The following is an 18,660-nucleotide window of genomic DNA, read 5'->3' on the forward strand; positions in this document are numbered from 1 at the left end:
GCCGTAGATGCCGGTCGGGTGGAACTGCACGAACTCCATGTCCTGCAGCGGCAGCCCGGCGCGAAGCACCATGCCGCCGCCATCGCCGGTGCAGGTGTGCGCGCTGGTCGCCGTGTAGTAGCAGCGGCCATAACCGCCCGTGGCCAGCACCACCGCATGCGCGCGGAAACGGTGGATGCGGCCATCGTCCATGCAGAGCGCGATCACGCCGACGCACTTGCCGTCCTTCATGATCAGATCGATGGCGAAATATTCGATGAAGAAATCCGCCGCGTATTTCAGGCTCTGCTGATAGAGCGCGTGCAGCATGGCGTGGCCGGTACGGTCGGCAGCCGCGCAGGTGCGCTGCACCGGCGGACCTTCGCCCATGTTCTGCATGTGACCGCCGAAGGGCCGCTGATAGATCGTCCCATCCTCGTTCCGGCTGAAGGGCACGCCCGCGTGCTCGAGCTCGTAAACCGCCTGCGGCGCCTCGCGCACCATATATTCGATCGCGTCCTGATCGCCGAGCCAGTCGGAGCCCTTGACGGTATCGTACATGTGCCATGACCAATGGTCGGGCGTGTTGTTGCCGAGCGATGCCGCGATGCCGCCCTGTGCCGCCACGGTATGGCTGCGCGTTGGGAAAACCTTGGATATATTCGCCGTCCGCAGCCCGGCCTCGGCAGAGCCCATGGTGGCGCGCAGGCCCGACCCGCCGGCACCCACGACGACGACGTCATAAGTGTGATCGATGATCTCATAGCCCTTGTACCGTTCGGTATGGGGTCCGGTGCCGCGATCCTTGGTCTCTTCCGGCGGGGCGGAGGGCGGCGCGGTGCTCTTGGCGTTGGGATCGACACCGTCTTTGATTTCGGTCGCGGCCATCAGGCGGCTCCTGCGAATGCGATGCGCGCAATGGATACGAGACCGAACACGGCCCCGCCCACGGCGGCGAGATTGAGAAGGACGATCACACCGAACTTGCTGCCGGCCTCGTGGATATAATCCTCGATCAGGACCTGCAGCCCGAGACGGGCGTGCCAGAAGGTGGAGACGATCAGCAGGGCGAGCGCGGTCGCGACCAGCGGGTTCGCAGCCCAGCTCCGCATCGATGCGAAATCATATCCGGGCAACAGCGCGAAGCTGACCACCAGGAACAGCATGAGGACGAGATTGCCGATCGCGGTGAAGCGCTGAAGCAGCCAGTGATGCGCGCCGTGATGCGCGCTGCCGAGCCCGCGGACGCGGCCGATTTCGGTTCCATTGCCCATAGTTCGCCTACCCGCCTTACTTGATCAGGATGATCGCCCAGAAGGCGATGGTGAGGAGGATGCCGAATACCGGAGCGAGTATCGACCAGGTCTTGTTGACCGTCAGTTCGTAGCCAGCCCCGATATCGAGCACGAAGTGCCTGATCCCGCTCATCATGTGAGAGAAGAAGGCCCAGCTCAGGCCCACCAGCACCACCCAGCCGATAGGGCTGGTGGCGACGGCGACGAAATCCTCATAGGCCCCCGCCCCGGCCGCAAGAGCGCCGAGCCACCAGAGCAGAACACCGAGCCCCACCAGCGCCAGCCCGTCGCCGGTGACGCGGTGGAGGATGGAGATCGCCATGTGCGGCCCCCATTTCCATATCGACAGGTGTGGAGAAAGCGGGCGGTTTGCCATTGGCGGGTCCGGACTTGTTGCTGACGAATTGTGCCTTCCCTTAACGCTTGATGCGCGCCGTGCAAGCCGCGCAGCCCTCGACAGGGGGCGCAAATTTGCGAATAGGCGTTGCATGACAACCATCCTTATTACCGGATCGAGCCGCGGGATCGGCGCTGCCGCCAAGGCGGCGCTGGAAAAGCGCGGCGCCAAAGTCGTGGGCCAGGCGCGTCGGTCGACCGACATCGACACCGTCCCCGTCGACTTCTGCCAGCCCGGCGCCGCGCATGAGTTGTGGGAGGCGGCACTTGCCCGCGCGGGCGGTGAGATAGATGTACTCGTGAACAACGCCGGCCTGTTCGAAGCCGTGCCGCTCGATAGCTCGGACATCGAATGGCTCGACGCGTGGGAGGATACGCTACGTATCAATCTCACCTCGGCGGCGCAGCTCAGCCGCTTTGCCGTGCGGCATTGGCAGGAACGCGGAGTTGCCGGGCGCATCGTTCATGTCGCGAGCCGTGCGGGCCATCGCGGCGATTCGCCCGGGCACTGGCATTATGCTGCCAGCAAGGGTGGTATGCTGGCCCTGCACAAGACGATCGCGCGGCAATATGCGAGTGAGGGGATTCTTTCCTTCGCCGTCGCCCCCGGATTCACCGACACGGCGATGGCCGGCGACTATCTGGAAAGCCGGGGCGGCCCCGGCCTTCTCGCCGACATCCCGCTGGGCCGCGTCGCCGCCCCGGAGGAGATTGCGGGTATCATCGAATGGTGCGCGCTGGATGCCCCCCCCAGCCTGACCGGCGCGACGCTGGATGCCAATGGTGCAAGCTATGTACGCTAGGATCGCCTTTTCCCTCGCCGCGGCGATAGGCATGGCCGGTTGCGTCGCGCCGTCTGCGAGCATGCCGCTCGCGGATGCGGCGCCGGCACGTCAGGCATGGGTGGACCGCTGCTCGGCGTTCGACGATTGGGACAAACCCGGCCCGCCATTCCGGATTTACGGCCAGACCTACTACGTCGGCACTTGCGGGATCTCGTCTATCCTGGTGGCGGCGCGCGATGGGTTGATTCTAATCGACAGTGGCACGGACGAAGGCGCCAAGATCGTGCTAGACAACATTCGTTCGCTCGGCTTCGATCCGCGCGATGTCGCCGTCATCCTGATGAGCCACGAACATTTCGACCATGCCGGAGGGATGGCCCGTCTCCAGGCGGCTACGGGCGCGACCGTCGTGGCGAGCGAAGCCGCCATCCCGGTGCTTCGCAGCGGGCTGGTTTCGCCACAGGACCCACAGGCTAAGTCCGGTCATCCCGCGTTTCCTCCGGTTACAGGCGAGACGCGCGCGATCGGCGATTACAGCGCGCGAAGTTTCGCAGGTCGCACCTTCTTTCCCATTGCCACGCCCGGCCACACGCTGGGGGCGACGAGCTGGCGTTGGCAGGATTGCGAGGAGGGCGTCTGCAAGACCATCGTCTATGTCGACAGCCTCAATCCGATCAGTTCGGACGACTACAGGTTCAGCGATCATCCGGACTTGGTCACCGCCTTCAGGGCCGGGATCGAGAATGTCGCCACCAGTGAGTGCGATATCGTTTTGGCGCCGCATCCGGGAGCGACCAAGCTGCGCGATCGCCTCGCCGGTACAGCGCCGCTGATCGATCCCGATCGTTGCGCCGCCTATGCCCGGGGTGTCGGCGCGAAGCTCGACGCCCGCCTCGCCGCGGAGGACGCCGGCAATGAGTGACGTCTGGAAACTGACTGCCTTTGCTTCCAAGAGCGAGGTCGAGGCGGCCATCGCCGCGAGCGAGATCGCGGCAGACTGGGATGCGGAGATGGTTCTCGCCGGCTTCGAGGTCAGCGAGGACAAGCCCGACGACTGGCGGCTCGACGTCTATTGTCCGCGCAAGCCGGGCAAGAAGGATCGTGCCGCCGTCGTCTCGCTGTTTTCAGGCTCCGATCCCCGGCTGGAAGTCGAAAAGCTGCCCGACGCCGACTGGGTCACCGAGAGTCAGAAGGGCATGGACCCGATCCGCGCGGGGCGCTTCCACGTTCGCACCCCCGATCATCCCGCCAATGCGGCCATGGTCGATCTCGTGATTCCCGCAAGCCAGGCGTTCGGGACGGGGCAACACGCCACGACCGCGGGCTGCCTGCTCATGCTCGAGCGAATGCGCCGCGATGGCGTCGTCGCGCGCAATCTGATCGATGTGGGTACCGGCACCGGCCTGCTGGCCTTCGCCGCCCGGCACCTTTGGCCGCGTGCGACGGTGACCGCCTCCGACATCGATCCTGTATGCGAAGCCGTGCTGGTGGAAAATGCGGCGCTCAACGGAGTGCCGCTGGGCGGTGCACCCGGTCAGGTCCGGATCGCCATCGCCGACGGCCTGTCCGATCCGCTGCTGCAGGTGCGTGGGCCCTACGATCTGCTCATCGCCAATATCCTTGCCCGCCCACTGATCGATCTGGCTCCGCACTTCGCCGACGCAGTCGTCCCCGGTGGCAGCGTGGTGCTCGCAGGCCTGCTGACGACGCAGGAGGCCGGAGTGCGGCGCGCCTATCGCCGGGCCGGGTTCCGCCTTGCGCGCAGACTGGAGCGGGGCGACTGGTCGATCCTGTGGCTTCGCCGACGCGCCGCGCGCTGAAACGGCTCGGTCGCTGGTTCGGCATCGTCACGGGTGCGGTTCTCACGCTGGTCGCGGCGTTTTGTCTCGCCGCCTGGATCGGATCGTCCATTGCGCGCAACGACGATTGGCGGGAGCCGGACGAGGGGATCGAGATACTGGTGGGCGACAATGGCGTTCACACCGAACTGGTCATGCCGATCCTCACGGAGGTTAAGGACTGGCGCGCCGAATTTTCCGAGCATGACCTTGCTGCGCCGCCCCAGGGGTACACCCATGTCGGCGTGAGTTGGGGCGAGCGGAAGGTTTTCCTCAATACCCCGACCTGGGCCGATCTTACCCCATCCACGGCATTCGGGGCGCTGTTCGGTGGCAAAGCGCTGCTGCACGCCGCCCATTACGTGCGACCGGCTCCAGGTCCGGATTACCGCCCGATCAGGCTCACCCGTGCGCAATATGCGCGCCTCGTCCGGTCGGTGGAAAGATACATCGTCCCGCCCCGTTCACGCCGAAGCTATCCCGGCTATTTCGGCTTCGACGCCTTTTACGATGCGCCCGGTCGCTACACCTGGCGCATGACCTGCAACCAGTGGACCAGCGACAGGCTTGCCGATGCCGGTATCAGAACGGGTCTGTGGACACCGCTGGCGGGCGGCGTGATGAAATGGGTGCCGCGGCCGGACTGAACGCCCCGTCAGCCCGCTTCCGCGACGATCTGCGCCCAGGCGGCCTCGTCGATCACGTCGATGCCAAGTTCCGCCGCCTTCTTCAGCTTGCTTCCGGCGCCTGGACCGGCGACGACCAGATCGGTCTTGGCACTGACCGAGCCCGCCGCCTTGGCCCCCAGCCTCTCGGCCTGCGCCTTCGCCTCGTCCCGGCTCATGGTTTCCAGCTTTCCGGTGAATACCACCGTCTTGCCGCTGACTTCGCTGGCGGTTGTCTCCACCTCGTAACGCGGCGGGGCGACTTCGCTCAGCAGATCGTCCCACACCTGCCGGTTGTGCGGTTCGTGGAAGAAATCGCCCAGCGCCTCCACCACGACGGGGCCCACCCCGTCGATCGCCGTCAACTCCGCAATCGCCTCCTCCTCGCCCCCATGGGCACGCTGAGCCACATCGCGCAGTACCGGCAGGTCATGGAAATGTTTCATCAGATCGCGCGCGGTAACCGCGCCCACATGCCGGATGCCGAGACCGAATAGCAGCCGGGCGGCATCGGGCTGGCGCTTGCCCTCGATCGCCGCCAACAGGTTGTCCACAGACTTGTCCTGCCAGCCCTCACGCCCCACCAGATCGTGCCGGTGCGACTTCAGCCGGAAGATGTCGCCCGGCCCGTTATCCAGCCAGCCCAGTTCCAGAAACTCGGCGATGGTCTTCTCGCCAAGCCCTTCGATATCAAGCGCGGCGCGGCTGACGAAATGGCGCAGCCGTTCGAATTGCTGTGCGTTGCAGACCAGCCCGCCCTGGCAACGGACATCGACCTCGCCTTCCTCCGCCACGGCTTCGCTTCCGCAGACGGGGCAGTGATCGGGGAAACGATAGGGCTCGCGACCCTTCTCGCGCGTCAGGTTCTCCACCACCTGAGGGATGACGTCGCCCGCGCGCTGGATCACGATACGGTCGCCCACGCGCAGGCCCAATCGCGCGATCTCGTCGCGATTGTGCAGCGTGACATTGGTTACCGTGACGCCGCCCACGAGCACCGGCGCGAGACGGCCCACCGGGGTCAGCTTGCCCGTGCGGCCGACCTGTATGTCGATCGCCTCCAGCGTGGTCTCGGCACGCTCGGCGGGGAACTTGTGCGCCATCGCCCAGCGGGGCGCCTTGCCGACGCTGCCGAGCCGCTTCTGAAGAGCCAGATCGTTGACCTTGTAGACCACACCATCGATGTCATAGGGCAGCGCGCCGCGCCCCTCCCCGATCCTGCGATAATGCGCGAGCATGTCCGTGATGGTCTCGCACAGGATCAGGTCGGGCGAGAGCGGGAAGCCCCACGCGCCGATCCGCTTCATCATCGCGAACTGCGTCTCTTCCGGCACCCCGGACGCATCACCCCAGCCATGGGCCAGGAAGCGCAAGGGCCGCCTGGCGGTGACGCTCGCATCCTTCTGGCGGAGCGAGCCGGCAGCGGCATTGCGGGGCGTCGCGAACAGTTTGCCCCCCGCTTCCTCCTGCGCGGCATTAAGCGCGGCAAAGGCCTGCTTTTCCATGTAGACTTCGCCGCGGACTTCGAAGACTTCGGGATGGTCGCTACCGTTCAGTTGCTCAGGAATGTCGGGAATGTGCGCGACATTGGGCGTCACATCCTCGCCCACCTGTCCATCGCCCCGGGTCGCTGCACGCACCAGCCGACCGCTTTCGTAACGTAGCGAACAGGAGAGCCCATCGATCTTGTCCTCGGCGGTGAAGGACAGAGGCGCATCCTCGCCCAGCGACAGGAACCGCCGTACCCGCGCCACGAACTCCGCCACCTCCTCGTCGGTGAAGGCGTTGTCGAGGCTCATCATGCGCACGGCGTGCTGCACCTTGGACAGCGGAGAGGCCGCGACCTCATGCCCCACTGCCGCGCTCGGGCTGTCGGGTCTCACCAGATGCGGGAAGGCCGCCTCCAGCTCCGCGTTCCGGCGCACAAGCGCGTCGTATTCCGCATCCGATATCTCGGGCGCGTCATCGGCATGATAGAGCCGGTTATGATGCGCGATCTGCTTGGCGAGCCGCATCAATTCATTGGCGGCCTGAGCCTCGCTCGTGGCCGATTCGCCAGGCTCGTTCATAAAACCGGACACTTTCCTGCGAGACATGGACCACTTGGACCACGGTTCAAGGCAACATGATTTTTCGTCGCAACGCGGATGGCAAGTCGGCAAAGCTGGCTGCGAAACAGGGTCATGATCACGGCTTTGGCACAGGCGGCGCGATGTAGGAAAGCCAAGACTGGTGGTGGAGCCAGCCCCGGTCTTCGACCACTCAGGCCCCCTCCAGAAGCCGATCCGCCTGCGCGCGCGCCTCGGGCGTGATCTCGGCACCGGACAGCATCCGCGCGATTTCCTCCTGCCGGCCCGCCTCGTCGAGCAATTGCACCGATGTGCGCGTGACGGTCCCGTCGGAGCCCTTCGCGATGAGATAGTGGCGGCGGCCGCGCGCGGCGACCTGAGGGCTATGGGTGACGGCCAGCAATTGCCCGTCTTCGGCAAGGCGCGAAAGCCGGTCCCCTATGGCACTCGCCACCGCGCCGCCCACGCCGCGGTCGATCTCGTCGAAGATGATGGTGGCCGCGCCGCCCTGTTCGGCCAGCGCGACCTTGAGCGCGAGGATGAAGCGGCTGAGCTCGCCGCCGCTGGCGATCTTGCCGAGCGGGGCGAAATCCGCACCCGGATTGGTGGCGATCAGGAATTCCACGGAGTCGATCCCGTTGGCGCTCCAGCGATCTTCGGGCAGCTCGGTCACCGCCGCATGGAAGCGCGCCGCATCGAGCTTGAGCGGGGCCAGTTCGGCCGCGACCGCGGCATCGAGACGAAGCGCCGCCGCGGTGCGTGTTTCGTGCAGCGCGCGGGCAGCCTCGCGATAGCGCGTGCCGGTCACCTTGACCTCGTTTTCCAGAGCGTCGAGTTGCGCCTCACCGCCCTCGATGCCGGATAGCGCGGTTCGGAATTCGCGCATCTTCGCGGGGAGCTCGTCCACTTCGCAGCGGTGCTTGCGGGCAAGCGCGCGCAATTCGAACAGGCGCGTTTCGGCCGCCTCCAGCGCCATCGGGTCGTGTTCCAGCGCCTCGGCGGCGGCGGAGAGCTTTTCCTCCGCCTCGCCAGCCTCGATCACGGCGCGGTCGAGCGAGGCGAGCGCTTCGCCCAGCAGGGGATGTTCGGATGCGACGCGGTCCAGACGCCGCGCCGCCACGCGCAGCATGGTCAGCGGCGAATCGGAGCCTTCCCAGACATGGCGAAGCTCCTCCAGATCGCCCGACAGCCGTTCCCCCTTCTGCATCGCGGCACGGGTATCGGCCAGCCTGGCTTCCTCGCCCGACTTGGGCTCGAGCGCGGTGAGTTCGGCGAGGTGCGCGAGCAGCAGATCCTGGTCGGCACGGGCCGCCTCCACCGTCTCCCGCGCCGATGCCAGCGCGTCTTGCGCCGCGCGCCAGCTTTCCCAGGCGCGCGCGAGCCCGGCGGTATCGGCACCCGCGAACCGATCGAGCAGGATGCGATGGCCACGCGGATTGACCAGCCCGCGATCGTCATGCTGGCCATGTAGTTCGACCAGCGCGCCTGAAAGTTCGCGCAGCAGCCCCGCACTGACCGGCCGGTCGTTGAGCCAGGCCTTGCTTCCGCCATCGGCCTTCACCTGGCGGCGGATCACCAGGGCCTCCCCCGCCTCCACGTCCACGCCAGCATCGTCGAGCGCATGTTCTATGGCGCCCGGCAAGCGGGCGAATTCGAAGCTAGCTGTGACGCTGGCCTTGTCCTCCCCCGCGCGGACAAGCGCGGTTTCGGCGCGATTGCCCAGCACCAGCCCCAGCGCATCCAGCAGGATCGACTTGCCCGCGCCGGTCTCTCCGGTAAGCACGCCCAAGCCGCGACCGAACTCGAGTTCGAGCTGGTCGATCAACACGATATTGCGGATGGATAGGCGGGTCAGCATGGCGTCAGAAGCCCGCGTGTAACCCAAGCCTGCCGCCCCGTCACCTGCGGCGACGCGCCATTCCCCGCCGGATCGCCGATTGGGAGAAAGCGCGCCCGGATGAATCAGCTCGCGGTGGCGTTCGGCGCGTAACGGCCCATCAGGTCATAGGCCTTGTCGTACCAATCCGATCCGGGATAGTTGGCCCCCAGCACCGCCGCATATTTCTTCGCTTCCTCGGGAATACCGAGCGAAAGGCTGGTCTCGACGAGGCGGAACAGCGCCTCGGGGGTATGGCTGGTGGTCTGGTAGTTCTCGATCACGTTTTGAAAGCGGATCTGCGCGGCGATCCATTTGCCCGACCGTTCGTAAAGCCGCCCGATCTCCATTTCCTTGCCCGCCAGATGATCCTCTACCAGGTCGAGCTTGAGCCGCGCGTCGGACGCGTATTCGGTGTTGGGGAAGCGGCGTGCCACTTCGGTGAGCGCGGTCTTGGCCTGCAGGGTGATCTTCTGGTCACGCTCGATATCGCTGATCTGCTCGTAATAGCTGAGCGCGATCAGATAAAAGGCGTAAGACGCGTCCTTGTTCCCGGGATGGATCTGCAGGAAGCGCTGTGCCGCCTCGATCGCCTTGTTGTAATCGCCCCCGGCGTAATAGCTGAACGCGCTCATCAGCTGGGCGCGGCGTGCCCAGGGCGAATAGGGATGCTGACGCTCCACCTCGTCGAACAGACCGGCCGCCAGCGCGAACTGGTTGCGGTCCAGCCGGTCCTTCGCCGCGGCGTAAAGCGATTCGACATCGCGCGCGACATAGGCGGTATCGCCCGGACGGCTGCTTCCACCGGCGCAACCCGCCAGCACGAGCGGTACGAGGGTCGCGGCAAGGGCGGTTGCGGAGGTGCGGCGCATACGCGCGAGAAACGTGGTCATGGGGCGGCGCTATAGGGGCCTTGCCACTGAACGCCAAGTGAAGGCGCGCACTAGCTCCCCGCTTCCGCCCGCTGCGGAACGTCCCATGTGAGGTGGCGGCTTTCGACGACGACAAGGTTCTTGGAGCGGACGACCTCTCCCTTGGTGCGATAGCCGAGCAGCTGTTCAGCATTGAGGTGCGGGTTGACCGCGAGGACCCGCAGTTCCTCGGACGTGAAGTCGCTCAGTCCGCGGGCCCGCTCGTTCCCGTTTTCGTCATAGATATGAAGGACATCGCCGCGCGTGAAATCACCATCGATAGAACGGATGTCGCTGCGCATCACCGGCCTGTCGTTCACGAATTCGTCCGCGACGCTGCTGTCCACGACAAGGCTACCCGCCATCTGAAGACGATTGGCGATCCAGCGTTCCCAGCCGGATGCGCCGACGTCATGCGCCGGGAAGCGCGTGGAGCGGCGTTCGCCATCGATTAGCGAGGTGATCGGATTGTCGAAGTCGCCATGGCCGATGTACGTGTCCGTGCCAGCTTCCTGCGCCAGATTTGCGGCCATCAGCTTGGTGGTCATTCCGCCGGAACCCAGGGCGCTCTTGCCCTTGGTCGCTTCCATGAAGGGTGCGACATCGGTCACCTCGGGAATGAACTGCGCGCCTTCCTCGTCGGGATGGCGGTCGTACAGCCCGTCGATCTCGCTCAGGATCACGAAGGTCCTGGCGTCGATCATCTGCGCGACCTTGGCCGCGAGCCGATCGTTGTCGCCGACGCGGATTTCTTCCGTCGTGATCGAATCGTTTTCGTTCACTATCGGCACCACCCCGGCGTCCAGCAGGCGATTGACCGTGTTGCGGGTGTTCAAAAAGCGCCGGTGATCTTCGAAATCGCCGAGGGTGAGCAGAACCTGGGCGATCTCGAACCCGAATTCATGACCGATATGGCGATAGGCATTGAGGAGAAGCGGCATGCCGCAGGCGGCCGCGGCCTGCTTGTCGCTGACGCCTGCCGTATCCGGCGTTTCGCCCACCGTCCGCAGACCCAGAGCGACTGCGCCGGAACTGCACAGGATCACATTGATCCCGCGCTGGCGCAGCCGGTCGATATCTTCGAACAGGCGCTGCATGAAACCATAGCGGGGCGTCAGCCGGTCAGGGTTGGCGACCAGGCTGGACCCGATCTTGACGACGAGGTTATGGACTTCGGACAAAGGAACTCTCTCTGGTTGCGAAATCAGGTTGGCACCCTAAGTAGGGAATAATGTTGCAATGCACAACCGGTGGCCAGAGGCTACAAATCATGGTATAGTGCAGAAAATATTTGCAGGGTGGAAATGCGAAATTTTCCATCGAATGGATGAACGATTTAAAAGGTGGAGATAAATTATTTCTTTCCAAAAGATTCTATTGGTCGGGTGTGGCAAGATGGGTGGAGCGCTGCTGTCAAATTGGCGCGCCGGAAGCGAATCCTTCACTATCGTGGACCCTAATTTGACTGAAGCTCCGGACGGCGTTCGTCTGGTCTCGGACCGCGACGCAGTAAAGGGCGAGGCTTTCGATGTGGTCGTGGTTGCCATCAAGCCGCAGATGATCGCGGATGTGATGCCTGCTTACGCCGATATAGTTTCTGACGGCGGCTATGCCCTTTCGATCGCGGCGGGCGCCTCTCTGGAACGGATTGGCACGGCGATGAAGGGCACCCCCGTCATTCGCGTCATGCCCAACCTTCCCGCAGCGATCGGCAAGGCCACCAGCGGGGTGTGCCCCGGCGCCGGCGTGAACGAGGATCAGCAGTCTCATGCCATGGATCTGATGCAACGCGCGGGAACCGCCGTGCTCGTCGACAGCGAAGACGAACTGGACCGCGTCACCGCGGTTGCAGGATCGGGCCCGGGCTACGTTTTCGAGATCGCGCGCGCTTACGTGGAGGCCGCCAAGGCGCTCGGGTTCGATGACAAGGATGCAAGGACTTTGGTACTTGGGACGCTGGAAGGCACCATCGCTATGGCGATACAACAATCGGACAACACGCTGGAAGATCTGCGCAATTCCGTCACCAGCAAGGGCGGCACAACCGCCGCCGGCCTCGGCGCACTCAACGGCGACGAAAGCCTGTCGAAATTGCTCAGAGAGACACTTCAGGCGGCCTATGACCGCGCGGTGGACTTGCGCTGACCCACATTTTCGGAACGGCCCACGTGCTGGGCCGTCAATAAGGAAACAAAACAACCAAGGATTATCATGACCGACCAGACCATCGACCCGACCATCCACGTCCACGAACTCGGCCGCCGCGCGCGCACCGCTGCCAATGCTTTGCGCACCGCCTCAACTGAGGCGAAGAACAAGGCGCTGACCGAAGCGGCCCGGGCCCTGCGCGACAGCATGCCGGACCTGCTCGAGGCAAACGCGCAGGATGTGGCGAGCGTCGAAGGCAAGAAGCCCGAAAGCTTCATCGACCGCCTGCGCCTGACGGAGGACCGGATCGAGGGGATGGCGACGGCACTGGAAGATATCGCCAAGCTGCCCGACCCCGTCGGGCGCGAACTGGCGCATTTCGACCGGCCCAATGGTCTGTCCATAGACCGGGTCGCGGTGCCGATCGGCGTTATCGGCATGATTTACGAATCCCGCCCCAATGTGGGTGCTGACGCCAGCGCGCTATGTCTCAAGTCGGGCAATGCGGTGATCCTTCGCGGTGGCTCGGAGAGCCGCCATTCCACGCGGGTGATCGTGGCAGCCATGCAGAAGGGCCTCGAAGCAGCGGGCCTTCCCGGCGATGCCGTGCAGACCGTCGGCACACCTGATCGCGCGGCCGTTGCCGCGCTACTCAAGGCCGATCAGTTCGTGGATCTGGTTATCCCGCGCGGCGGTCGCGGACTTGTCGAACTTGTGCGCGATCAGGCAAGCGTGCCTACCCTGCTTCACCTGGATGGCAACTGCCACAGCTACATCCACGAAAGCGCCGATATCGACACGGCAGCGCAGGTGATCCGCAATGCGAAGCTACGCCGGACAGGCGTGTGCGGCGCGACCGAGAGCATCGTAATCGATCGCTCAATCGCCGAACAGGCCGTCCCCAAGATCGCCGACGCCATGGGTGCCGATTGCGAACTGCGGGGCGACGAGACGGCGGTTTCCTATGACAGCCGGATCAAGCCCGCGACAGAGGATGACTGGAACACCGAATACCTCGATACCATCGCGTCGGTGAAAATCGTGGACGGTCTGGACGAGGCGATCAGCTGGGTGAACGACCATTCGAGCCATCACACCGACGCCATCATGGCCGAAGATAGCGCCGCCGCTGACCGCTTCCTGGGCGAGATCGACAGCGCCATCGTGATGCACAACGCCTCCACCCAGTTCGCCGACGGTGGCGAGTTCGGCATGGGCGCGGAAATCGGGATCGCAACGGGCCGGCTGCATGCACGTGGCCCGGTCGGGCTCGAGCAGCTTACCACCTTCAAATATCGGGTGAAGGGCAGCGGCCAGATCCGGCCGTGACCTGACCATTCCGTGTCATAAGGGAAAACCCGTAAAATACAATAAATCTGCCGTTATCCATTCCGGCCTAGGACTTCTTTACTAGGACTACGGGGATAAGGAATGCCAAGGGATCGGGCGAAGATGGCGACTGCTGCGGCGGCCTTCTTCGTGGTGACCAGCCTGACCATCGCGTGGTCGCGTTTCGGCGGTGGCCTCGCGCTGCTCTGGCCGGGCACGGCGATTCTCGTTGCTTTGCTGGTCTCCCTGCCCCGCCCCCGCTGGCTGGCGACGGTAGCGCTGTTCGCAATCCTCAGCACTATCGCCACCGCATCATTCGGGTTCGGCCCTCGGGTCGCGTTCCCGCTGGCGCTAGTCAACACGATGGAAGCCTATGCCATCGCTGCGCTGATGATTCATCTGCGCCCGCAGCGCGACTGGCTGGAGAGCGTTCCGGGACTGGAGCGCATGCTGGCCGCCGTCATCGTGGGCACGGGCATCGCGTCCGTACCGGGCGGTTTGATGGCCATGTGGGCCGTATCCGGGCAGTGGGAAGCCCATATCCTCGACTGGATCAGCGGTCATGTGCTCGGTTCGCTTCTGTGCCTGCCGTTGGCGCTCATGGTCTGGTCCGGGGTGATGAGCGACAAGATCAGGCGTGCCTCGCCCCGCACCGCACTGGAATGCGCGGCGCATTGCGCGATGATTGCGGCGGTTTCGTGGGTGGCGTTCTTTCAGAGCGCGCTGGCGCTGCTGTTTCTGCCTACCCTGCCGCTGATGTACGCCGCATTCCGACGGGGCCGGGTCGGGGCGATGCTGGGCCTTCTCGTAATTGCCGTGTTCGGTGCCGTCTCCTTGCATGTGGAGGTGGGCTACTTCCACAATCTCGACGTCGATTTCGTCACCGGCGTGCAGATCTTCCAGTTCTACCTCGCCACGCTGTTGCTGCTGGCGCTGCCGACTTCCGTTGCGCTCAAGCGGCACAAGCTTCTGGTGGCCGAACTGCAGGAAAAGCGCGCGCTCAAGCGCCTCGTCGCCGATCATTCGGACGATGCCCTGCTCAACCTCGATGCCCAGGGGCTGATCCGCTATGCCTCCCCCGCGGGCGACCGGCTGAGCCCGGCGGACGAAGCCGTCGGCCTATCGCTGGTCGATTTCTTCGATCCCCTCGACGAGATCCATGTTCGCTCCACCCTGCTGCAGGCGGCGGAAACGCCCGGCATCACCCGCGTGTTCGAACGATCCGTGATCCGCGGCGAAGAGACGCTGTGGCTGGAGACCAAGCTGCGCGCCGTCCCCGCGGCCGAAGGCGGGGCCGGGATCATGGGCTATGCCGTCACCATGCACGATGTTACCGCCCGCAAGCTGGCCGAGCTCGACGCCCGGCGCGAAGCGGAGACGGACCAGCTCACTGGCCTGCCCAACCGCCGCGCCTTCCTGCGTCATCTGGAGCCGCGGCTGGAACACGCCGCGCATCGCCCGGTAGCGCTCGCCATCATCGATCTCGATCATTTCAAGCGCGTCAACGACCGCTTCGGCCACACCACGGGCGACACCACGTTGAGGCTGGTGGCGGATACCATGCGGCGGATCAGCGCGCCGGGCATCTTCTTCGCGCGGTTGGGGGGCGAGGAATTCGCGCTGGTTGCGGAGAAGCTCTCTGCCGCCGAGGCGGTCGCGCTGTGCGAGGAGGTGCGCCAGGCGATCGGGCGGCTGCGCCCCGCCAGCCCCGATGGCGTCCACTTCGGCTGCACCGCCAGCGTGGGCGTGGCGATCCTGGACCGCGACATGGTGGCCGCCGATGCGCTGCGCGCCGCCGATGCCCCGCTCTATGCCGCCAAGGCCGCGGGCCGCAACCGGGTGGAGATCGCCGCCCCCCGCACCGCCGAACGCCGCGACCTGCGCGCCGCCCGAGCCGCCTGAGCCCCCAGAACTAATAAAAAGAGGTTTAGAACCAGCTTGCGCCAGGGTGACCGGGCCCGCCCCTATTTCTTACGCTTCTTGCGTGCCGCATATTTCGCGTCGCGCGCGGCCTTGAGTTCCGCCTCGGTTGGTTTGGCCACCTTGGCCGCCTCGGCCTTTGCCAGCTTTGCGGCTTTCTCCTGCGCTATCGCGGCCTTGCGCGCGGCGCTCTTTTCCGCGGCGGCGGCTTCCTTGGCCTCGCGTGCAGCCTTGCGCTCGGCGAGCACGGCCTCGTCAATCGGAGGTTTTTCCGCGAGCCGCTTCAAAGCCTTCGCGCGCGCCTTCTGCCCCGCGGCAGCGCGATCCTGAAGGCTGGGGTCCTTGAATCCTCGCATGATGTGTATCGTTCTCTTTCGACTGGCCGGATGTCCGGCGGGTTAGGGTGATGGCGGCCCTGTAGGGGAAGGAACCCGCGCGGGATAGGGTGCGATGGCAGAGGCTCCCCGTGACGAAGCTGTCAGGCGACGCCCGGTCCGCGACCAGCGGACCGCAAGCGCGACCGCGCGCCCGGAGCGAAGCGGAGGAAAGCCTAAGGGCGCGAACCCGCCCGCCGGCGCTTGAGGCTAAACAAAAAGACTCAACGCGGCTTGACCTAATCGAAGCCGTGGAACTCGCGATGCCATGATAGGAATTTGGGATGCGGTCGGTAGGACTCGACCTCTGGCGCCTTCAGCTTGCCCGTGGGATTGATAATCCCTTCGACGCCCTTGCGGTCGTTGACCTTGTGATGGACGAGGATTTCGAGGTCATCCTTGAAGCCAATCAGCCCACGGTCAAACATCCAGTGAGCAGTGCCTGAAAGTGCGAGGCCATTGCGCACGCTGTCAGGACCGCCATGTTCGACCGGGCGAATATGTGCTGCCTGCGCTTCCAATCGGCCACCGCCATTGACCATCTTCCAACCTGTCACCGCGCAGCGGCCATCATAGGCGTGCATAACAGCGCGGCGAAAAGCGCGATCACGGAAAGGCTTAGAAACGAGTGACTGCACAATGGGCCGCTCGATTTCAAAAGGGGTCTGATGCTCGCGCACGCGGTTGTCTTCGACGACTTCGTCATCGCTGCGAGGCAGGAAATCCTCATCCGGCAGACCGAGCGAAATGATGCGCGCGAAGTCCGAAGACGATAGTGGCCGGACAGCAGCTTGGGCGCGGCCAGATATGTTGCCAGCCTCGTTGAGAACCCCGCGCTCAACCTGTTCGCCATCCACGATGTGCGGGACAGTCGGCTCGAACGGCAGATAGCTGCCCTCTTGTATGATCGCGCGATAGCGGTCTGCCACATCCGGATCGGGAATGATCCGCGCGACCTTCGCCACAGCGAAGAAGCCTTTTGAGTTCCGGATTTTGACCGGCTCGCGATAAACGATCCAGTCGCCGACCATCTGCTCGGCGCGGCTGAGATAGCTTTTCGGAAATTGGTAATGCACCTCGGGAATGTCGTCGTAGATCGACCCATCCTTGTGCATGAAGATGCCGAAGGTCATTTACAGCCGAGACCCCATGCAATTATCCATATCCGCGAAGTTCCTCGATAATCGCTCTCCTCGACGGCTGACGATAGCCCATAATGAGAAACGGCTGCCAAGGCAGCGAAATTAAGTGAGCTGGAAATGAAGGCGATCGCAACTGTAAACTTCAATGTTCCGACTGTCGAAGATGAATTTGGTTATCACTCGGGAGCTTCGCTCTTAGACTTCGACATCGTGATATTCTCACCTTCGTTCCCTTGGTTTGAAAGGCAGCACTTTACGAACGGTGGTAGTTGCATATCGATCGACAGTTCTCGGAGCCTACTGCAGAGCATGTCTCATTGGCGGCGAGAGATCTTAGAAGCAGTTAAACGTGGCAGTACAGTCTTTGTGATTCTAGATCAGTCACAGACCGAGCAATTCGCCACCGGAATAACAAGCCCGCGAAAGAACGAAATCAATTACCAAACAGAACCAAACACAAACTATAGCGCAATCCCCCGAAACCTATCTTTACGGAATACCAGCGGTCGCAAGATCAACGTCAAAAATGTCCTTTTCAAGCCTTTGTTCGAAACGCTCAAAGATATATTACAATACAAGGTAATTTTGGAAAGCGACAGCGTGTCGCAAGACTTTGTCGCGCGTGACGGAAGCACGCTTGGTGGAACGGCGACCTTCAAGGATGCCAAGGGGCATCTCGTTCTTTTACCCTATTTTGATTTTAACGAGCTGGTAGAAGAGCAGGAAAATCAAGAATTTTGGAGCGCTGAAGCCCTAAGACTTTCGAATGCCTTTATTAAGCAACTTGTTGAAATCGATAAATGTCTGAAAAGAGATGGAGAAAGAAGTCCGCCGCCGGAGTGGGTGGCCCAGTTTGACCTTCCTGAAGCAGCCGATCAAATTCAGGAGAAAATGGCGGAAATTGACCGTGAGATCTCAAAACTCGCGAACGCACGAAAACTAGAAAACGAAAAGTATGAAAATTATGAAGGTTATCGAGCCCTTCTCTATGCAACAGGCAATGAATTAGAGAAGATTATCGAAAAGGCGCTTCAGCTTATTGGTTATGACGTCTCAGGCCTTCGAATAGGGGACCTTGAGATAGATCACATACTGACCAGTCCAGAAGGCTACAGGATGATCGGTGAGGCTGAAGGGAAAGACAATTCTGCTATAGCGATCTCGAAATTTCGACAATTGGAGTCGAACATTAATGAAGATTTTGATCAGGAAGAGGTTGAAGTACCAGCAGCAGGAATACTCTTTGGAAATGGGTATCGACTAAAAAAACCGAGTGATCGCCCGCAACAGTTTACTGATAAATGCCTGACCAATGCAAAAAGACTTCAGACGTCTCTCGTCAGGACTTGCGATCTTTATTCGGTGGTGGTGCACATCATAGACAATCCCGACGACGAAATCTTTAAAAAGCAGTGTCGCGATGCCATTGAATGCTCCCGAGGGGAAGTCGTGAGATTCCCCAATCACGACGGCCCGAGCGGAGTCCCTACTCCTCCCCCATCCGCAACGCGGCGATAAACGCCTCCTGCGGAATCGACACGTTCCCATATTCCCGCATCCGCGCCTTGCCCTTCTTCTGCTTTTCCAGCAGCTTCTTCTTGCGCGTGATGTCGCCTCCGTAGCATTTGGCGGTCACGTCCTTGCGCAGGGCGGCGATGGTTTCGCGGGCGATCACCTTGCCGCCGATCGCGGCCTGGATGGGGATCTTGAACAGGTGGCGGGGGATGAGGTCCTTCAGCCGTTCGCACATGCCGCGTCCGCGCGCCTCCGCATTGGCGCGGTGCACGATCAGGGATAGCGCATCGACCGGCTCGTTGTTGACGAGGATGTTCATCTTTACGAGGTCGCCTTCACGCAGGCCAATCGGCTCGTAATCGAAGCTGGCATAGCCGCGGCTGATCGATTTCAGCCGGTCGTAGAAATCGAACACCAC

The 18,660-nt window shown here is 63.2% G+C and carries 17 protein-coding genes and 1 pseudogene; 8 read left to right on the forward strand and 10 right to left on the reverse strand.

Going from position 1 to position 18,660, the window contains the following annotated elements; all coding sequences use genetic code 11:
• From ACFDTG_RS13140 to sdhC, 3 genes are all read right to left on the reverse strand, one after another.
• Positions 1-867: FAD-binding protein (locus ACFDTG_RS13140; RefSeq protein ID WP_375291489.1), on the reverse strand; the 867-nt coding region annotated here is incomplete at its 3' end.
• Positions 867-1,253: a succinate dehydrogenase, hydrophobic membrane anchor protein gene (gene sdhD / locus ACFDTG_RS13145; protein ID WP_375291490.1), complete on the reverse strand. Its 387-nt coding sequence runs from the start codon at positions 1,251-1,253 to the stop codon at positions 867-869. The genes ACFDTG_RS13140 and sdhD, both read right to left, overlap by 1 nt.
• Positions 1,254-1,269: 16 nt before the next feature.
• Positions 1,270-1,596 carry a succinate dehydrogenase, cytochrome b556 subunit gene (gene sdhC / locus ACFDTG_RS13150; RefSeq protein WP_375291491.1) on the reverse strand — a complete coding sequence of 109 codons (327 nt, stop codon included), beginning with the start codon at positions 1,594-1,596 and terminating at the stop codon, positions 1,270-1,272.
• Positions 1,597-1,762: 166 nt separating this feature from the next.
• On the opposite strand from sdhC, the gene ACFDTG_RS13155 reads away from it, so the two are divergent.
• From ACFDTG_RS13155 to ACFDTG_RS13170, 4 genes are read left to right on the forward strand one after another with little or no spacing between them, the layout of a single operon-like run.
• Positions 1,763-2,473, forward strand: a complete 711-nt coding sequence (locus tag ACFDTG_RS13155) for an SDR family NAD(P)-dependent oxidoreductase (protein ID WP_375291492.1) — start codon at positions 1,763-1,765, stop codon at positions 2,471-2,473.
• Positions 2,463-3,377 carry a subclass B3 metallo-beta-lactamase gene (gene bla, locus ACFDTG_RS13160; protein WP_375291493.1) on the forward strand — a complete coding sequence of 305 codons (915 nt, stop codon included), beginning with the start codon at positions 2,463-2,465 and terminating at the stop codon, positions 3,375-3,377. Before ACFDTG_RS13155 ends, bla begins: the two co-directional genes overlap by 11 nt.
• Entirely contained in the window at positions 3,370-4,275 is a 906-nt protein-coding gene (locus tag ACFDTG_RS13165) for a 50S ribosomal protein L11 methyltransferase (RefSeq protein ID WP_375291494.1), read from the forward strand. The genes bla and ACFDTG_RS13165 overlap by 8 nt, the downstream gene beginning before the upstream one ends.
• Entirely contained in the window at positions 4,248-4,940 is a 693-nt protein-coding gene (locus ACFDTG_RS13170; RefSeq protein WP_375291495.1) for a DUF2459 domain-containing protein, read from the forward strand. Before ACFDTG_RS13165 ends, ACFDTG_RS13170 begins: the two co-directional genes overlap by 28 nt.
• Positions 4,941-4,948: 8 nt before the next feature.
• On the opposite strand, the gene ligA is transcribed toward ACFDTG_RS13170, so the two are convergent.
• From ligA to proB, 4 genes are all read right to left on the reverse strand, one after another.
• Positions 4,949-7,027, reverse strand: coding sequence for an NAD-dependent DNA ligase LigA (gene ligA / locus ACFDTG_RS13175; protein WP_375291496.1), 2,079 nt, complete (start codon positions 7,025-7,027; stop codon positions 4,949-4,951).
• A 193-nt stretch (positions 7,028-7,220) separates the two neighbouring features.
• Positions 7,221-8,885, reverse strand: a complete 1,665-nt coding sequence (recN, locus tag ACFDTG_RS13180; protein ID WP_375291497.1) for a DNA repair protein RecN — start codon at positions 8,883-8,885, stop codon at positions 7,221-7,223.
• Positions 8,886-8,989: 104 nt separating this feature from the next.
• Complete coding sequence (locus ACFDTG_RS13185) at positions 8,990-9,796, reverse strand: outer membrane protein assembly factor BamD (RefSeq protein ID WP_375291498.1); 807 nt, start codon at positions 9,794-9,796, stop codon at positions 8,990-8,992.
• 50 nt (positions 9,797-9,846) lie between these two features.
• Positions 9,847-10,995, reverse strand: coding sequence for a glutamate 5-kinase (proB, locus tag ACFDTG_RS13190; RefSeq protein ID WP_375291499.1), 1,149 nt, complete (start codon positions 10,993-10,995; stop codon positions 9,847-9,849).
• 196 nt (positions 10,996-11,191) lie between these two features.
• On the opposite strand from proB, the gene ACFDTG_RS13195 reads away from it, so the two are divergent.
• The 3 genes from ACFDTG_RS13195 to ACFDTG_RS13205 all read left to right on the forward strand — a co-directional run bounded on the left by ACFDTG_RS13195 (position 11,192) and on the right by ACFDTG_RS13205 (position 15,193).
• Complete coding sequence (locus ACFDTG_RS13195; RefSeq protein ID WP_375291500.1) at positions 11,192-11,959, forward strand: pyrroline-5-carboxylate reductase family protein; 768 nt, start codon at positions 11,192-11,194, stop codon at positions 11,957-11,959.
• A gap of 66 nt (positions 11,960-12,025) precedes the next feature.
• Positions 12,026-13,291 carry a glutamate-5-semialdehyde dehydrogenase gene (locus ACFDTG_RS13200; protein ID WP_375291501.1) on the forward strand — a complete coding sequence of 422 codons (1,266 nt, stop codon included), beginning with the start codon at positions 12,026-12,028 and terminating at the stop codon, positions 13,289-13,291.
• A 123-nt stretch (positions 13,292-13,414) separates the two neighbouring features.
• Positions 13,415-15,193 carry a diguanylate cyclase domain-containing protein gene (locus ACFDTG_RS13205; RefSeq protein ID WP_375291502.1) on the forward strand — a complete coding sequence of 593 codons (1,779 nt, stop codon included), beginning with the start codon at positions 13,415-13,417 and terminating at the stop codon, positions 15,191-15,193.
• 62 nt (positions 15,194-15,255) lie between these two features.
• On the opposite strand, the gene ACFDTG_RS13210 is transcribed toward ACFDTG_RS13205, so the two are convergent.
• Complete coding sequence (locus ACFDTG_RS13210) at positions 15,256-15,567, reverse strand: DUF6481 family protein (RefSeq protein ID WP_375291503.1); 312 nt, start codon at positions 15,565-15,567, stop codon at positions 15,256-15,258.
• A gap of 257 nt (positions 15,568-15,824) precedes the next feature.
• Positions 15,825-16,718, reverse strand: a complete 894-nt coding sequence (locus tag ACFDTG_RS13215) for an HNH endonuclease (protein WP_375291504.1) — start codon at positions 16,716-16,718, stop codon at positions 15,825-15,827.
• Positions 16,719-16,844: 126 nt separating this feature from the next.
• Here ACFDTG_RS13215 and ACFDTG_RS13220 point away from each other — a divergent pair, with 126 nt between their 5' ends.
• Complete coding sequence (locus ACFDTG_RS13220; protein ID WP_375291505.1) at positions 16,845-18,245, forward strand: hypothetical protein; 1,401 nt, start codon at positions 16,845-16,847, stop codon at positions 18,243-18,245.
• Here ACFDTG_RS13220 and ACFDTG_RS13225 read toward each other — a convergent pair.
• Positions 18,214-18,660, reverse strand: a pseudogene (locus tag ACFDTG_RS13225) (elongation factor 4); the annotation flags it as partial. The gene ACFDTG_RS13220 and the pseudogene ACFDTG_RS13225 sit on opposite strands and share 32 nt — an antisense overlap.

It is taken from the genome of Qipengyuania sp. (assembly GCF_042095715.1).
In the GTDB taxonomy this organism is placed as follows: domain Bacteria; phylum Pseudomonadota; class Alphaproteobacteria; order Sphingomonadales; family Sphingomonadaceae; genus Qipengyuania.

Excerpts from the sequence above, each read along its gene's own strand:
- sdhD (WP_375291490.1), bottom strand. The coding sequence starts at position 1,253 with ATGGGCAATGGAACCGAAATCGGCCGCGTCCGCGGGCTCGGCAGCGCG.
- sdhC (WP_375291491.1), bottom strand. The coding sequence starts at position 1,596 with ATGGCGATCTCCATCCTCCACCGCGTCACCGGCGACGGGCTGGCGCTG.
- ACFDTG_RS13155 (WP_375291492.1), top strand. The coding sequence starts at position 1,763 with ATGACAACCATCCTTATTACCGGATCGAGCCGCGGGATCGGCGCTGCC.
- bla (WP_375291493.1), top strand. The coding sequence starts at position 2,463 with ATGTACGCTAGGATCGCCTTTTCCCTCGCCGCGGCGATAGGCATGGCC.
- ACFDTG_RS13165 (WP_375291494.1), top strand. The coding sequence starts at position 3,370 with ATGAGTGACGTCTGGAAACTGACTGCCTTTGCTTCCAAGAGCGAGGTC.
- ligA (WP_375291496.1), bottom strand. The coding sequence starts at position 7,027 with ATGAACGAGCCTGGCGAATCGGCCACGAGCGAGGCTCAGGCCGCCAAT.
- recN (WP_375291497.1), bottom strand. The coding sequence starts at position 8,885 with ATGCTGACCCGCCTATCCATCCGCAATATCGTGTTGATCGACCAGCTC.
- ACFDTG_RS13185 (WP_375291498.1), bottom strand. The coding sequence starts at position 9,796 with ATGACCACGTTTCTCGCGCGTATGCGCCGCACCTCCGCAACCGCCCTT.
- ACFDTG_RS13200 (WP_375291501.1), top strand. The coding sequence starts at position 12,026 with ATGACCGACCAGACCATCGACCCGACCATCCACGTCCACGAACTCGGC.
- ACFDTG_RS13205 (WP_375291502.1), top strand. The coding sequence starts at position 13,415 with ATGGCGACTGCTGCGGCGGCCTTCTTCGTGGTGACCAGCCTGACCATC.
- ACFDTG_RS13210 (WP_375291503.1), bottom strand. The coding sequence starts at position 15,567 with ATGCGAGGATTCAAGGACCCCAGCCTTCAGGATCGCGCTGCCGCGGGG.
- ACFDTG_RS13215 (WP_375291504.1), bottom strand. The coding sequence starts at position 16,718 with ATGACCTTCGGCATCTTCATGCACAAGGATGGGTCGATCTACGACGAC.
- ACFDTG_RS13220 (WP_375291505.1), top strand. The coding sequence starts at position 16,845 with ATGAAGGCGATCGCAACTGTAAACTTCAATGTTCCGACTGTCGAAGAT.